General features: G+C 69.4%; 11 protein-coding genes. 3 read left to right on the top strand and 8 right to left on the bottom strand.

The genetic code is table 11. The features are described 5' to 3' along the window. Positions 1–9: 9 nt before the first annotated feature. From ACJJV6_RS15510 to argC, 7 genes are read right to left on the bottom strand one after another with little or no spacing between them, the layout of a single operon-like run. Positions 10–1,215: an argininosuccinate synthase gene (locus tag ACJJV6_RS15510; protein WP_009359388.1), complete on the bottom strand. Its 1,206-nt coding sequence runs from the start codon at positions 1,213–1,215 to the stop codon at positions 10–12. 44 nt (positions 1,216–1,259) lie between these two features. Then, a complete protein-coding gene (locus tag ACJJV6_RS15505) occupies positions 1,260–1,790 on the bottom strand; it encodes an arginine repressor (protein WP_009359387.1) in 531 nt (176 codons plus the stop codon). Further along, entirely contained in the window at positions 1,790–2,791 is a 1,002-nt protein-coding gene (gene argF, locus ACJJV6_RS15500) for an ornithine carbamoyltransferase (RefSeq protein ID WP_407709380.1), read from the bottom strand. Before argF ends, ACJJV6_RS15505 begins: the two co-directional genes overlap by 1 nt. Continuing rightward, complete coding sequence (locus ACJJV6_RS15495; protein WP_407709379.1) at positions 2,788–4,041, bottom strand: acetylornithine transaminase; 1,254 nt, start codon at positions 4,039–4,041, stop codon at positions 2,788–2,790. The genes argF and ACJJV6_RS15495 overlap by 4 nt, the downstream gene beginning before the upstream one ends. Further along, a complete protein-coding gene (gene argB, locus ACJJV6_RS15490) occupies positions 4,038–4,997 on the bottom strand; it encodes an acetylglutamate kinase (RefSeq protein WP_407709378.1) in 960 nt (319 codons plus the stop codon). Before argB ends, ACJJV6_RS15495 begins: the two co-directional genes overlap by 4 nt. 37 nt (positions 4,998–5,034) lie before the next feature. Continuing rightward, complete coding sequence (argJ, locus tag ACJJV6_RS15485) at positions 5,035–6,201, bottom strand: bifunctional glutamate N-acetyltransferase/amino-acid acetyltransferase ArgJ (protein ID WP_407709377.1); 1,167 nt, start codon at positions 6,199–6,201, stop codon at positions 5,035–5,037. Further along, positions 6,198–7,229 carry an N-acetyl-gamma-glutamyl-phosphate reductase gene (argC, locus tag ACJJV6_RS15480; RefSeq protein ID WP_407709376.1) on the bottom strand — a complete coding sequence of 344 codons (1,032 nt, stop codon included), beginning with the start codon at positions 7,227–7,229 and terminating at the stop codon, positions 6,198–6,200. Before argC ends, argJ begins: the two co-directional genes overlap by 4 nt. A gap of 134 nt (positions 7,230–7,363) precedes the next feature. Between argC and ACJJV6_RS15475 the strand changes: the two genes are divergently transcribed. The 3 genes from ACJJV6_RS15475 to ACJJV6_RS15465 all read left to right on the top strand — a co-directional run bounded on the left by ACJJV6_RS15475 (position 7,364) and on the right by ACJJV6_RS15465 (position 13,836). Beyond that, positions 7,364–8,329, top strand: coding sequence for a quinone oxidoreductase family protein (locus ACJJV6_RS15475; RefSeq protein WP_407709375.1), 966 nt, complete (start codon positions 7,364–7,366; stop codon positions 8,327–8,329). A gap of 217 nt (positions 8,330–8,546) precedes the next feature. Then, positions 8,547–12,446, top strand: coding sequence for a Pls/PosA family non-ribosomal peptide synthetase (locus ACJJV6_RS15470; RefSeq protein ID WP_407710515.1), 3,900 nt, complete (start codon positions 8,547–8,549; stop codon positions 12,444–12,446). Positions 12,447–12,462: 16 nt separating this feature from the next. Beyond that, the gene (locus ACJJV6_RS15465) at positions 12,463–13,836 is read left to right on the top strand and encodes a M1 family metallopeptidase (protein WP_407709374.1); all 1,374 of its coding nucleotides are present in this window, start codon (positions 12,463–12,465) and stop codon (positions 13,834–13,836) included. Here the strand turns inward: ACJJV6_RS15465 and ACJJV6_RS15460 are convergent. Next, positions 13,833–14,501 (bottom strand): 4'-phosphopantetheinyl transferase family protein, encoded by a 669-nt coding sequence (locus tag ACJJV6_RS15460; RefSeq protein ID WP_407709373.1) that lies wholly within the window; start codon positions 14,499–14,501, stop codon positions 13,833–13,835. The two genes, ACJJV6_RS15465 and ACJJV6_RS15460, sit on opposite strands and share 4 nt — an antisense overlap. Between the last annotated feature and the right edge of the window lie 35 nt (positions 14,502–14,536).

Genomic DNA, 14,536 nt, shown 5'->3' with positions numbered 1-14,536 from the left:
CACCGATGTTTACTTCCCTGCGACCCGGATGTCGCGGCCGGAAGCCACCTTGGCGGACATGCCCCACAGCTCGATGAAGCCGCGGGCCATGGACTGGTCGAAGGTGTCGCCGGTGTCGTAGGTGGCCAGGTTGAAGTCGTACAGGGAGGTGTCCGAGCGGCGGCCGTTCACGATGGCCTGGCCGCCGTGCAGGGTCATGCGGATGTCGCCGGAGACGTACTTCTGGGTGTCCTCGATGAAGGCGTCCAGGGAGCGCTTCAGCGGGGAGAACCACTGGCCGTCGTAGACCAGCTCGGCCCAGCGCTGGCCAACGGTGGCCTTGAAGCGGGCCTGCTCGCGCTCGATCGTGATGTCCTCGAGGTGCTTGTGCGCGGTGATCAGCGCCATGGCACCGGGGGCCTCGTAGATTTCGCGGGACTTGATGCCCACCAGGCGGTCCTCGACGACGTCGATGCGGCCCACGCCCTGGGCGCCGGCGCGGCGGTTGAGTTCCTTGATGGCCTGCAGCGGGGTGACCTTGACGCCGTCGATCGCCACCGGCACGCCGGCTTCGAAGGAGATGGTGACCTCATCGGGTGCCGGCGGGAATTCCGGGGTGGCGGTGTAGTCGTAGATGTCCTTGGTGGGGGCGTTCCAGATGTCCTCGAGGTAGCCGGTTTCCACCGCGCGGCCCCAGACGTTCTGGTCGATGGAGTAGGGGTTCTTCTTGGTGGTCTCGATCGGCAGTCCCTTTTCCTCGGCGAAGGCGATGGCCTTGTCGCGGGTGAGGGCGAGGTCGCGGACCGGTGCGATGCACTTCAGGTCCGGGCCGAGGGTCTGGATGCCCACTTCGAAGCGGACCTGGTCGTTGCCCTTGCCGGTGCAGCCGTGGGCAACGGTGGTGGCGCCGAATTCGCGGGCTGCCTTCACCAGGTGCTTGACGATGACCGGGCGGGAGATGGCGGAGACCAGCGGGTAGTGGCCCTGGTACAGGGCGTTGGCCTTCAGGGTGGGGACGCAGTATTCGTTGGCGAACTCATCGGATGCGTCGGCGACGTAGGCTTCGACGGCGCCGCAGCCCAGGGCGCGCTGGCGGATGGTTTCCAGCGACTCGCCGCCCTGTCCGACGTCGACTGCCACGGCGATGACCTCGGCGCCGGTGGCTTCGCCGATCCAGCCGATGGCTACGGATGTGTCCAGGCCGCCTGAGTAGGCGAGCACAATGCGTTCAGTCACTTCAGATGCTCCTTAGTGGGGGGTGTTTGATGTTGTCTTCAAGCTTATTGCCCGGCTTCCTCGGCCAGTTGCAGGAAGCGGGCTGCGAGGTCGGGGCCGCCCAGCGGGTCCCGGGACACCAGCAGCACGGTGTCGTCGCCGGCGATGGTCCCCAGGATGGCGGGCATGACCGAATGGTCGATGGCCAGTGCCAGGAAGTTCGCGGCACCCGGCGGGGTCCGGAGCACCACGATGTTGGCCGACGCTTCCGCCGTCACCAGCAGTTCGCTGCACAGCCGGGCGAGCCGGGCGTCCAGGATTTCCTGGCTCACGCCGGTCTTGGCGGCACGCTCGCCCCCTTCGCCGGGGACGGCGTAGACCAGGGCGCCCTCTTTGCCGCGGACCCGCACGGCCCCGAGTTCCACGAGGTCCCGGGACAGCGTGGCCTGGGTGACCTGCACGCCGTCGTCCGCGAGCAGGGCGGCGAGCTCCGCCTGTGAACGCACTGACTGGTTGGTCAGGATGGCGGTGATCCGGGCCTGCCGCGCAGTCTTGGTGGCCGGGCTGGAGCCCGGGGATACGGGCTGGGCGGACACTAGAACGTGCTCTCCCCGGTGCCTTCGACCGGCGACAGGCCGTCGACGAAGGCAAGGCCGGAGCGGTGCATCAGCCACGCCATCAGGGCTTTCTGGGCGTGCAGCCGGTTTTCCGCCTCGTCCCAGACGATCGACTGCGGGCCGTCGATAACACCCGCGGAGATCTCGTAGCCCCGGTAGGCGGGCAGGCAGTGAAGCACGACGGCGTCCTCCGCGGCGAGCTTCATGGCCTCCTCATCCACGGAGTACTCCCGGAACAGCTGCAGCCGCGCCTCTTTTTCCGCCTCCTGGCCCATGGACACCCAGGTGTCGGTGGCCACGACGTCTGCGCCCTGGAGCGCTTTGGCAGCGTCAGTGGTAATCAGCACCGAACCGCCCGTCTCCGCGGCCCGTTCCTCGGCGGCAGCCACAATGTCCGCCGCGGGCAGGTACCCTTCGGGCCCTGCAATACGGACATGCATGCCGGCGGTGACCCCGGCGAGCAGGTAGGAGTTGGCCATGTTGTTGGCGGCGTCGCCCAGGTAGCTCATGGTGAGGCCCCTGAGCTCGCCCTTGTGCTCCTTGACCGCCAGCAGGTCGGCCAGGAGCTGGCAGGGGTGGTAGTCGTCGCAGAGCGCGTTGATGACGGGGACGCTGGAGTTCTCGGCCATGGCCCCCAGGCCGGCATGGGCGCCGGTGCGCCACACGATGGTGGAGACCATGCGCTCCAGGACCTTCGCGGTGTCCTCCACGGATTCCTTGTGGCCGATCTGGGCCTCGCCGGGATTGATGACCAGGGCATTGCCGCCCATGTCCGCAATGCCGGTGGCGAAGGAGACCCGGGTGCGGGTGGAGGTCTTGTCGAAGATGACGGCAACGGTCTTTCGGCCGCTGCCCTCTGCCGCGAAGGGCTGGACGCTGTAGGGCGCGGCCTTCATGCGCGCGGCAAGCTCCAGGACCTCCGCCTGTTCGGCGGGGGTCAGGTCCGTGTCCTTGAGGAAGTGCCGGGTTGCGGGAGTCACTGGGCGTCCTTAGCTGTCTGGAGGATTGCCGGGAAAGCGGCGAGGAACGAGTCGGCCTGCGCCGTGGTGAGGACCAGCGGCGGGGCCAGGCGGATGGTGCGCGGGCCGGGGCTGTTGATGATGAAGCCGGCGTCCAGGGCCGCCTGCACCACGGCGGGCGCGACGTCGGCGTCCAGGTCGAAGCCGATCAGCAGTCCGGCGCCCCGGACTTCGGTGACGCCCGGCAGGGCTGCCAGCGCGGAACGGAGGTGCTCCCCCACTGCGGTGGCGTTGGCCAGGACGTTCTGGCTTTCGATTGCGTGCAGCGTGGCGAGGGCGGCCGCCGTTGCCACCGGGTTGCCGCCGAAGGTGGTGCCGTGCTGGCCGGCGGAGAGCAGCGACGACGTTTGCTCACCCATCGTCACCAGGGCACCAATGGGGAACCCGCCGCCCAGGCCCTTGGCCAGGGTGATGGCGTCGGGGACTATTCCTGCCTCTTCGCTGGCGAACCACTTGCCGGTCCGGCCGATGCCGGTCTGGACCTCATCCAGGATCAGCAGCGCGCCGACGCGGGCGGTCAGCTCCCGCGCCGCCCGGAGGTACTCCGGCGAAAGGGGGCGCACTCCCGCCTCACCCTGGATAGGCTCCAGGAAGACCGCCGCCACAGTTTCGTCCACGGCGTCCTTGAGGGCCTCGATGTCCCCGAACGGAATGTGCTCCACGCCGCCGGGCAGCGGCTCGAAGGGCGTCCGGTAGGCCTCTTTGGATGTCAGGGCAAGGGCCCCCATGGTCCGGCCGTGGAAGGCTCCCTCGAGGGCGATGATTTTGGTCCGCTGCACGCTGCCGCCGCCCGAGTTGCGGCGGGCGAGCTTGAACGCCGCCTCGTTCGCCTCGGTGCCGGAGTTGGTGAAGAACACCTTGGACCCGGCAGGCGCGTCGGCCAGAGCCAGGAGCTTCTCGGCCAGCGCGATCTGGGTGGGGCTGGTGAAGAAGTTGGAGACATGGCCCAGGGTGGACAGCTGGCTGGCGATGACTGACGTCACGAACGGGTGCGCATGGCCCAGCGCATTGACGGCGATGCCGCCCAGCAGGTCAAGGTACTCCTTGCCGTCGGCGTCCCACACCAGGCAGCCGGAGCCGCGGACCAGGACGCGCTGCGGGGTGCCGAACACGCCCATCAGCGACGACGAATAGCGGGAGAGCCATTCGGAGCCGGCGTGGCCGGTGGTTTCCACCAACTCGGTTACCGGGGACTTGTCCACCGTATTCATGCGTTGATCTCCTCGTCCGGGACCACCTGGGTGCCGATGCCCGCCGTCGTAAATGTTTCCAGAAGCATGGAATGGGGCAGGCGCCCGTCCACGATGTGCGCACGCTCCACGCCCTCGTCGATGGCCTTGAGGCAGGCCGCCATCTTGGGGATCATGCCCGATTCGAGCCGGGGCAGCATGTCCCGCAGCTCCGACGCCGTGAGGGAGGAGATCAGCGACGACTTGTCCGGCCAGTTGGCGTACAGGCCTTCGACGTCGGTCAGGATGACCAGCTTCGACGCGCCCAGGGCGGAGGCAACGGCCGCCGCGGCGGTGTCCGCGTTGACGTTCAGCACCTGGCCGGTGGGCTGGAACCTCGCCGCACCCGCGACGCCGTCGCCGCCGTCGACGATTTCCGGGGCAACGGTGGAGATCACGGGGATGCGGCCCGCGCCGAGGATGTCCATGACGCCGGCGGGGTCGACGCCCACCACCTCGCCTACCAGGCCCAGGTCCACCTCTTCGCCGTCAACCACTGTCCCGGTGCGGACGGCGCGCAGCAGGCCGCCGTCTTCACCGGACATGCCCACGGCGTAGGGGCCGTGGGAGTTGATGAGGCCCACCAGTTCGCGGCCCACCTGTCCGGTGAGGACCATCCGGACCACGTCCATGGCCTCCGGCGTGGTGACGCGCAGGCCGCCCTTGAACTCGGATTCGATGCCCAGCCGGCCCAGCATCGAGTTGATCTGGGGACCGCCGCCGTGCACCACCACGGGATGGATTCCCACGTGGTGGAGGAACACGATGTCCTCGGCGAAGGCACGGCGGAGTTCGTCATTGACCATGGCGTTGCCGCCGTATTTGATCACCATGGTGGTGCCGGCAAAGCGCTGGATCCAGGGCAGCGCCTCGATCAGGGTGCCGGCCTTGGCCTGGGCGTCGGACATGCTGGTGGTTTCGCGCGTCTGGGTGTTCATGCTGTCTCTTCCGCGGTCGGCAATGGCTGAAACGGTGCTAGCTGGAGTAGGCGCTGTTCTCGTGCACGTAGTCGTGGGTGAGGTCGTTGGTCCAGATGGTCGCTTCCGCGTCACCGGCCTGCAGGTCGATCTCCACCAGGACCTCGCGCGGTTCCAGGTTGACCAGGCTCCGGTCGTCGCCGATGCTGCCGTTGCGGCAGATCTGGATGCCGTTCATGGCCACATTGAGCTGGTCCGGCTCGAATGCTGCGTCGGTGGTGCCCACTGCTGAGAGCACGCGCCCCCAGTTGGGATCCTTGCCGAAGATGGCGGCCTTGAAGAGGTTGGACCGGGCCACCGAGCGGCTGACGGCTTCGGCGTCGGCTTCACTGGCGGCGTTGAAGGTCCGGATGGCGATGTCGTGGCTGGCGCCTTCGGCGTCTGCGATGAGTTTGCGTGCCAGCTCGGCGCAGACCTTGGTCAGTCCGTCGGTGAAGACATCGGTGGAGGGCACCGCGCCGGAAGCTCCGGAGGACAGCAGGACCACGGTGTCATTGGTGGACATGCACCCGTCTGAATCGGCGCGGTCGAAGGTAACGCGGGTGGCGTCCCGGAGGGCGACGTCCAGCAGCTCCGGTTCCACCGCGGCGTCGGTGGTCAGGACCACCAGCATGGTGGCCAGGCCGGGCGCCAGCATGCCGGCACCCTTGGCGATGCCGCCGATGCTGAATTCCTGGCCGTCCGCGTCAGTGCCGATGAACAGCGCTGACTTGGGGACGGAATCCGTTGTCATGATGGCGGTGCCGGCCTCCGGCCCGCCATCAGGGCTGAGGGCAGCGGCAGCGGCCTCTACACCGGGCAGGATCTTGTCCATGGGCAGCTGTTCGCCGATCAGGCCCGTGGAGCAGACAAAGACGTCGGTGGCCGAGATTCCCAGGACCTCGGCTACCTTCTCGGCGGTGCTGTGGGTGTTCTGGAAACCGGTGGGGCCGGTGCACGCGTTGGCGCCGCCGGAGTTCAGCACCACGGCATCCACCCGGCCGTCGGAGACCACCTGGCGGGACCAGTGGACGGGAGCGGCGGCCACCCGGTTGCTGGTGAACACGGCTGCCGCGGCCTTGGACGGGCCGTCATTGACCACCAGCGCGAGGTCCGGCTTGCCGGACGCCTTGAGTCCGGCGGTGACGCCGGCGGCGCGGAATCCCTGGGGGGTGGTGACGGTCACGGTGCTACTCCCTGCAGGTCGAGGCCGGCGGTTTCCTGCAGGCCGAGTGCGATGTTCATGGACTGGACGGCGCCGCCGGCGGTGCCCTTGGTGAGGTTGTCGATGGCGCAGGTGACGATGACGCGGCCGGCATGGGCGTCGAAGGCGAGCTGCATGGCGGCGTGGTTCGATCCTTGCACGCTCTTGGTGCCGGGCCAGTGCCCCTCGGGCAGCAGGTGCACAAAGGGCTCATCGTCGTAGGCGTCGGCCCAGGCCTGGCGGAGCTGCTCCGCCGTAATGCCGGGCTTGACCTTGGCCGTAGCGGTGGTGAGGATGCCCCGGCTCATGGGTGCCAGCGTGGGCGTGAAGGACACGGTGACCTGCTCGCCGGCCGCGTTGGACAGTCCTTGCTCTATTTCGGGGGTGTGGCGATGGCCGCCACCCACACCGTAGGGGCTCATCGAGCCCATCACTTCCGCGCCGATGAGGTTGACCTTCGCGGCCTTGCCCGCGCCGGAGGTGCCGGACGCGGACACGATGACGACGTCGTCGTGCTGCAGCAGCCCGGCGGCGAACCCGGGTGTCAGCGCCAGCAGGGCCGACGTCGGGTAGCAGCCGGGCACGGCAATCCGGGTGGCGCCCTTGAGCGCCTCGCGCTGGCCGGGGAGCTCGGGAAGGCCGTACGGCCAGGTACCGGCGTGGGCGGAGCCGTAGAACTTCTCCCATGCGGCCGGGTCCTGGAGGCGGTGGTCGGCGCCGGCGTCGATCACCACCGTCCCTTCCGGCAGCTGGGCGGCGATTTCGGCGGAGGCACCGTGCGGCAGGGCGAGGAAGACGACGTCGTGGCCGGACAGGTTCTCCACGGTGGTGTCTTCCAGGATGCGGCTGGCGAGGCCGTGCAGATGCGGCTGCAGTTCGCCGAGGCGCGAGCCCGCGTTGCTGTGCGCCGTGATGGCGCCGATGGTGACGTCCGGGTGTCCGGCCAGGAGGCGGAGGACCTCTCCCCCGGCGTAACCGCTGGCGCCCGACACTGCAACAGAAATAGTCATGCCACCGACTATACAGCAATAGTTATGCATCATGTCCGATATTTATGCATGACCTTGCCTCCCCGCTTCCGGGTATCCCTAGGATGGGTGACAGCATCGGGAACCGGAAGCGCCGGGTCCTGGAAAGGGGAGCAATGACGCACGCAATCGTCGCACGGCAGGCAGGCGGACCGGAAGTCCTTGTGTACGAGGAGTCGGAACCCCCGGCGCCGGGTCCCCGGCAGCTGCTGGTGAAGGTGCGGGCGGCCGGCGTCAACTTCATCGACACGTACAAGCGCAGCGGCACCTACAAGGTCCCGTTCCCGTTCACACCGGGGTCGGAGGCGGCAGGGACGGTGGAAGCGGTGGGTGACGCTGTAACCGGCTTTGTGCCCGGCGACCGGATCGCCACAGCGGAAGGCATCAACTGCTATGCCGGCTACGCCCTGGTGGACGAGGATGCAGCACTGCCCGTGCCGGACGGCCTGGATGACTTGACGGCGGCCGCCCTTCCGCTGCAAGGGCTGACCGCCCACTACCTGATCAATTCCACGTTCAAGGTCGAGGCCGGCCACAACGTCCTCCTGCATGCCGGGGCCGGCGGGGTTGGGCTGCTGCTTATCCAACTCCTCAAGGCGAAGGGCGCCCGGGTCATCACCACGGTCTCCACCGCCGAGAAGGAAGCGCTCGCCCGCGAGGCCGGCGCGGACCATGTGCTGCGCTATCAGGGCTTTCCGCACCACGTGCGTGAGCTGAGCTCCGGCAAGGGTGTGGACGTGGTGTACGACGGCGTAGGGAAGGACACGTTCGACGGCTCGATGGCATCGCTGCGGGTCCGGGGCATGCTGGTGCTCTTCGGCGCCGCTTCCGGCCCCGTCCCGCCGATGGATCCGCAACGGCTTAATGCTGCAGGCTCGCTGTTCCTGACCCGTCCCACGATGGGGCACTACCTGCAGGATGCCGCCGAGCGGCGCTGGCGCTCCGATGAGATCTTTACAGCGGCCGCTGACGGCAGCCTGAAGGTCCGGATCGGCGCCCGCTATCCGCTGGCACAGGCGGCACAGGCCCACCGGGACCTGGAGGGCCGGCGCACCACCGGCAAGGTGCTCCTGGTTCCGTAAAGCGCCACGGACGGCGGGCCAAACTCCTGCCGGGACGGGGGCGGCTCCGCAGCGGCCGGCGGCAGGCCGGAAATGAACAACAGGCGAATGCCCGGACCGCGGAAACCCGGAGTTTGGCCGGCCGGTACATCTTCTGTTCATCTGGCACGGGCAGAATGCCCCAGTGACTCAGCAGCAGGTCCCCCTCGAGGATGCCCCTTCCACCCATCAGCCCCAGATGCCGGGATCCCTGGCGGCTCCCCCGGCCCGGACGCTGATCGACATCCTGCAGGACACCGCGGCCCGCTTCCCGGAGGCATCCGCCCTGGATGACGGCCGCCGCCCGCTCAGTTACGCCCAGCTGATGGCCGAAGTCCGGGCGGCGGCACGGCGGCTGCACCAGGCCGGCCTTGGCGCCGGCGACAGGATAGGGGTGCGGATCCCGTCCGGCACCAACGAGCTGTACGTTGCCATCCTCGCTGTGCTCCTCGTGGGCGCGGCCTACGTCCCCGTGGATGCTGACGACCCGGAGGAGCGCGCCCGGCTGGTCTTCGGGGAAGCCAGGGTGGCCGGCGTCCTGGAAGCCGGTGGCGTGCTCCGCGGCGTGGACCTTGCCGCTTCCGGCCGGACGGCACCCTTCACCGGCGCCCGGCCGCCGGTCCCCGGCGACGACGCCTGGGTCATCTTCACCTCCGGATCCACGGGGACGCCGAAGGGCGTTGCCGTCAGCCACCGCTCGGCAGCAGCGTTCGTGGATGCCGAGGCAAGGATCTTGCTCCGGGACGAACCCCTGGGCCCCCAGGACCGGGTCCTGGCCGGACTCTCGGTGGCCTTCGACGCATCCTGCGAGGAGATGTGGCTTGCCTGGCGCCACGGGGCCTGCCTGGTCCCCGCTCCACGTGCCCTGGTGCGCACCGGCATGGACCTCGGACCGTGGCTGATCAACCACGGGATCACCGCCGTCTCCACCGTGCCCACCCTTGCGGCGCTCTGGCCCGCCGAATCCCTTGAGAACGTCCGCCTGCTGATTTTCGGCGGGGAGGCCTGCCCGCCGGAGCTTGCCGGCCGCCTTGCCGTGGAGGGCCGGGAGGTCTGGAACACGTACGGCCCCACGGAAGCAACGGTGGTAGCCTGCGCCGCGCGGCTGGGCGGTCCGGGACCTGTCCGGATCGGCCTGCCGCTCGACGGCTGGGACCTGGCCGTCGTCGATGCGGATGCAGTACCGGTGGCCGAGGGTGAGGTGGGCGAACTGATCATTGGCGGCGTGGGGCTCGCCCGCTACCTGGACCCTGCCAAGGACGCGGAGAAATATGCGCCGATGCCGGCCCTGGGCTGGGAGCGGGCCTACCGTTCCGGGGACCTGGTCCGGTTTGAACAGGCCGGCCTGGTCTTCCAGGGGCGGGCCGACGAGCAGGTGAAGCTGGGCGGCCGACGGATTGAGCTGGGCGAGGTGGATGCGGCGCTGCAGGCCCTCCCTGACGTTGCCGGCGCTGCTGCCGCCGTCCAGACCACCGCAGCCGGCAACCAGATCCTGGTGGGCTACCTGGCCCCAACCTCCGGGCAGGACCTTGACCTGGCCGCTGCCCGGGAGCAGCTGGCCGCCAGCCTGCCCGCGGCACTGGTGCCGATGCTCACGGTGGTGGACTCGCTGCCCACCAAAACCAGCGGCAAAGTAGACCGCCATGCCCTGCCCTGGCCCCTTCCCGGTGCCGGTGCCGGTGCCGGTGCCGCCGAGGCTGACGCCGCGCCGCTGAACCTTCCCGAAGAGGCGGCCTGGATCGTGGACCAGTGGAGCGCCGTCCTGGGCAGTCCAGTAACCTCCCTCGACGCGGACTTCTTCGCCTACGGCGGCGGCTCGCTCTCCGCGGCCCAGCTGGTATCCGCGCTGCGCGTGCGCTACCCCACCATCACTGTGGCGGACATTTACGCCACCCCTCGCGTCGGCGCCCTGGTGGAGGCCGCACGGCTCTCCCTTCCCGACGGCGCCACCGGCCCCGCACCCGACCGCCAGGTGCGGCCGACCACACGGAAGTCCCAGGTTTTCCAGACCCTGATGGGTGTGCCGCTGCACGTCCTGGTGGGGGTGCGCTGGCTGACGTACCTCATGGCCGGGAACAACATTCTTGCCGCGCTGGCCGGGTTCACCGCGGCACCCACCGTTTCCTGGTGGTGGGTGGCAGCATCCTGGCTGGTCTTCGTCAGCCCTCCCGGCCGGATGCTGATCTCGGTGGCGGCTGCCAGGTTCCTGCTCCGGGGTGTCACACCGGGAACCTATCCGCGCTCCGGTCGCGTCCACCTGCGCCTCTGGCTGGCAGAGCAGATCCAGGACCTGTCCGGTGCCATCAGCCTGGCCAGCGCACCCTGGGTCCCCTCCTACGCCCGGGCACTCGGAGCCCGGATCGGCAAGGACGTCCAGCTCCACTCGCTGCCGCCCGTCACGGGCCTGCTGTCCCTGGGCAGCGGCGCCAACGTGGAACCCGAGGTTGACCTGTCCGGCTGGTGGATCGACGGCGACACAGTGCACATCGGCGCCATCCGGATCGGTGCCGGCGCCACGGTGGGAGCCCGCAGCACCCTGATGCCCGGCGCATCCATTGGAGCGGGCGCCCAGGTAGAGGCCGGTTCCGCCGTGCTCGGCAAGGTGAAGGCGGGCCATCTGGTGGCCGGGTCCCCCGCGCAGCGGCGCGGCAAGGCCAAACGGTCCCTCCCTGACGCCCCTGCCCGGACACCGCTGCAGGCCAGGCTGTGGTTCGCCGGATTTGCCGGCGCCTCCGCCTGCCTGGCGGTCCTTCCGTATCTATCTGCGGCCGCCGCCGCGGGTGTGGCGTACCTGTTCATCCAGGGCAGCACGTCACTCTCGGCGGCGCTGCCCCAGCTGGCCCTGGCGCTGCCGCCGGCCGCCCTGGCCTGGTTCCTCACCAACGCCCTGCTCGTCCTGGCCACCACCCGGCTCCTGAGCATCGGGCTCACCGAGGGCTACCACCGGGTCCGCAGCCGGGTGGGCTGGCAGGTCTGGGCCACGGAACGGGTGCTGGACCTGGCACGGGACCTGCTGTTCCCCCTCTACGCCAGCCTCTTCACCCCTGTATGGCTGCGGCTGCTGGGCGCGAAAATCGGCAGGAACGTGGAAGCGTCCACGGTGCTGCTGATCCCCTCGATGACCACTGTGGGCGAGGGGGCTTTCCTGGCGGATGACACGATGGTCGCCTCGTACGAGCTCGACGGCGGCTGGCTGCGGGTGGCGCCGGCCAAGATCGGCAAGCGCTCCTTCCTCGGCAACTCAGGCATGACCGCGGCCGGGCGGAGCGTGCCCAAGAACTCGCTGGTGGCGGTCCTCTCCGCCACCCCGGCCAAGGCAAAGTCCGGCACGTCATGGCTGGGCAGCCCCCCGGTCCGGCTGCGGCGCACCGCCATCGCCTCGGACGACACCCGCACGTACCAGCCGCCGCTCCGGCTGAAGGTGGCCCGCGCCCTGTGGGAGCTCTGCAGGTTTGTCCCGGTGGCGCTCTCGGTGGCCATTGCCGCGGGCATCATGCTGGCTTTTGACCAGCTGGCCACGGCGTTCAACTACGGGGTGGCTGCCCTCCTCAGCGGGGTGGTCATGCTCCTGGCCGGTGCGGTGGCGGCCGGGGCGTCCGTCCTCGCCAAGTGGGTGCTGGTGGGCCGGATCCGGGCGGGCGAACACCCGCTGTGGAGTTCCTTTATCTGGCGCAACGAGGTGGTGGACACCTTTATCGAGATGGTCAGCGCACCGTGGTTTGCACGCGCGGCCACGGGCACGCCCGCACTGGTCTGGTGGCTGCGTGCCCTTGGCGCCAAAATCGGCGCGGGCACCTGGTGCGAAAGCTACTGGCTGCCGGAGGCCGACCTGGTGTCCCTGGGCCGGAACGCCACCGTCAACCGCGGCTGCGTGGTGCAGACCCACCTCTTCCACGACCGCGTGATGAGCATGGACGCTGTTACGCTCGAGGACGGGGCGACCATGGGCCCGCACGGGGTGATCCTTCCGCAGGCCGCGATCGGGGCCGGCGGCACAGTGGGCCCGGCATCGCTGGTGATGCGCGGCGAAACTGTGCCGGCGGCGACGTACTGGATGGGCAACCCGGTCAGTCCCTGGAGTGGTCCCGCACAGCTTTGATCGACCAAAGGTATTGATGAGTTTTCCAGCAGAGGCCGGCGGAAGCGTCCCGGCAGCAACCCTTCCCGCGGCTCCCGACCCCTACCTGCCCGGGGCGGGAAGCAACGCATATCGGGTTGAACGCTACGAACTGGAGCTTGACTACAAAGTCAGCAGCAACCGGCTCAGCAGCAGGGCGGTGCTGTACGGCGTTGCCCAGGCGCCGGCGTCGGCCATTGTCCTGGACCTGGCCGGAAACCTGCGTGCCACCAAGGTGCAGCTGGACGGGCGGAAGGCGGGGCGCTTCAGCCAGCGCGCAGGCCAGCTGGTGGTGGCCGGGCAGGCAGGCCTCCAGCCCGGGCAGCGGTTCACGCTGGACATCCGGTACGAGGGCAACCCGGCACCCCGGCGCGGACTCTGGGGCGAGGTGGGCTGGGAAGAGCTGTCCGACGGCGTCCTGGTGGCGGGCCAGCCCAATGGCGCTCCCTCCTGGTTCCCCTGCAACGACCACCCCCGGAACAAGGCCAGCTACAGGTTCACGGTCACCACGGACGCGAATTACCGGGCAGTCTGCAACGGGGTCTTCCAGTCGCGGACCACCCGTTCCAGCCGCGAGACCTGGGTCTACGAGCAGGCGGAGCCCATGGCCACGTACCTTGCCACCGTGCAGATCGGCCGGTACGGGCTGCTGGAACTGGACGCGGGCCGGCACGCCCCCGCGGTGCCGCAGCATGTAGCCGTTACCCCGGCCCTGGCGGGGCGCGCGCGGACAGGCCTTGCCCTGCAGCCGGCCATGATGCGGACGTTCACCAGTTGCTTTGGCCCGTACCCGTTTCCCGGGTACACGGTGGTGGTGACGGAGGACGAACTGGAAATCCCGCTGGAGGCCCAGGGCCTGTCCATCCTGGGGCCGAACCACCTGGACCCGGACTGGGAGTCGCAGCGGCTCATCGCGCACGAACTCTCACACCAGTGGTTCGGAAACTCGCTGACGGCAGCAACCTGGCAGGACATCTGGCTGCACGAAGGCTTTGCCTGCTACGCCGAGTGGATCTGGTCCGAGGAAGCCGGCGTCATGACGGTGGCCGCCCGCGCCGGGGCCGCCTGGCACCGGCTGGAGGCGGACGCGCAGGACATCCTGGTGGGCGATCCGGGCCCGGAGCACATGTTCGATGACCGGGTGTACAAGCGGGGTGCGCTGGCGCTGCATGCCGTCCGGATGGCGTGCGGGGACCTGGCATTCTTTGCCCTGCTGCAGGAATGGACCGCTGCCAACCGGCACGGGTCCGTTGGCACGCATGACTTCATCCTCGCCATCAACCGGGCCACCGCCGTCGACGCCGAGGCCCTGCTGCACCCGTGGCTTTATGAGGAATCACTGCCGCCGCTGCCGCTGGCCAGGGTTTCCTAGCCGGACAGTGCGACGGCGGCCGCCAGACCGGGAGGCAGGCCCGTCTCCGCGGGCACCAGGTCCCGGATCCCGGCGCGCGCCAGGACATCCACCGCGGACGGCGTGGTACGCAGGCCCTCCCCGGTCATCTTCAGCCAGGCTTCTTTCCGGGCCCACAGCCGGGCCCGCTCCGCCAGCAGGGCACTCCCCGAAAGGTGGCCCACAGCCCGCTGCTCGTTGGGTGTGAGTGCCAGCGCCGTAAACCCGGCAAAGCCCGTCCGGGCGGGATCCTCAAGGTCCACCCCCAGCCGGCATCCAGGTGCCGCCCCGACCATGGCGGCGAGCAGGGTCCAGCCGGCTGCCCGGGAGGCGCTGAACGCCACCGGCGCCGGCACGCCGTCGAGCAGGTAGCCCGGCCGTCCGTGGCTGACAGCCGGTCCGCTGCCGCAGGAAGGGCAGCTGTAACTGGCGGCCAGGCGTCCGGGGTGCACCGCGAGGAGGCCGGCCACGAACAGCCGCTGCTCAAGCCGCCCGGCCAGGAACCGGTCCCGCGCCTCCGGTTCCATGGCCCGGGCCCGGGCCAGTTCAGGCCCGTCAAGAACCGTTTCGGCGTCCCGCCGGACCCGTTCGGCTTCCCCGGGCACAGCAAAGGGCGGGACGGCACGCACCACTAGCTCTGGTGCCATGCCGCCCCGCCCCTTGGATGCCTCATGGGCACATG

The organism is Arthrobacter nitrophenolicus (assembly GCF_045833485.1).
Taxonomy (GTDB): Bacteria; Actinomycetota; Actinomycetes; order Actinomycetales; family Micrococcaceae; genus Arthrobacter; species Arthrobacter nitrophenolicus.
The sequence above is the reverse complement of the archived record's forward strand: the minus strand, read 5'-3'. Positions and strand labels throughout refer to the sequence as shown.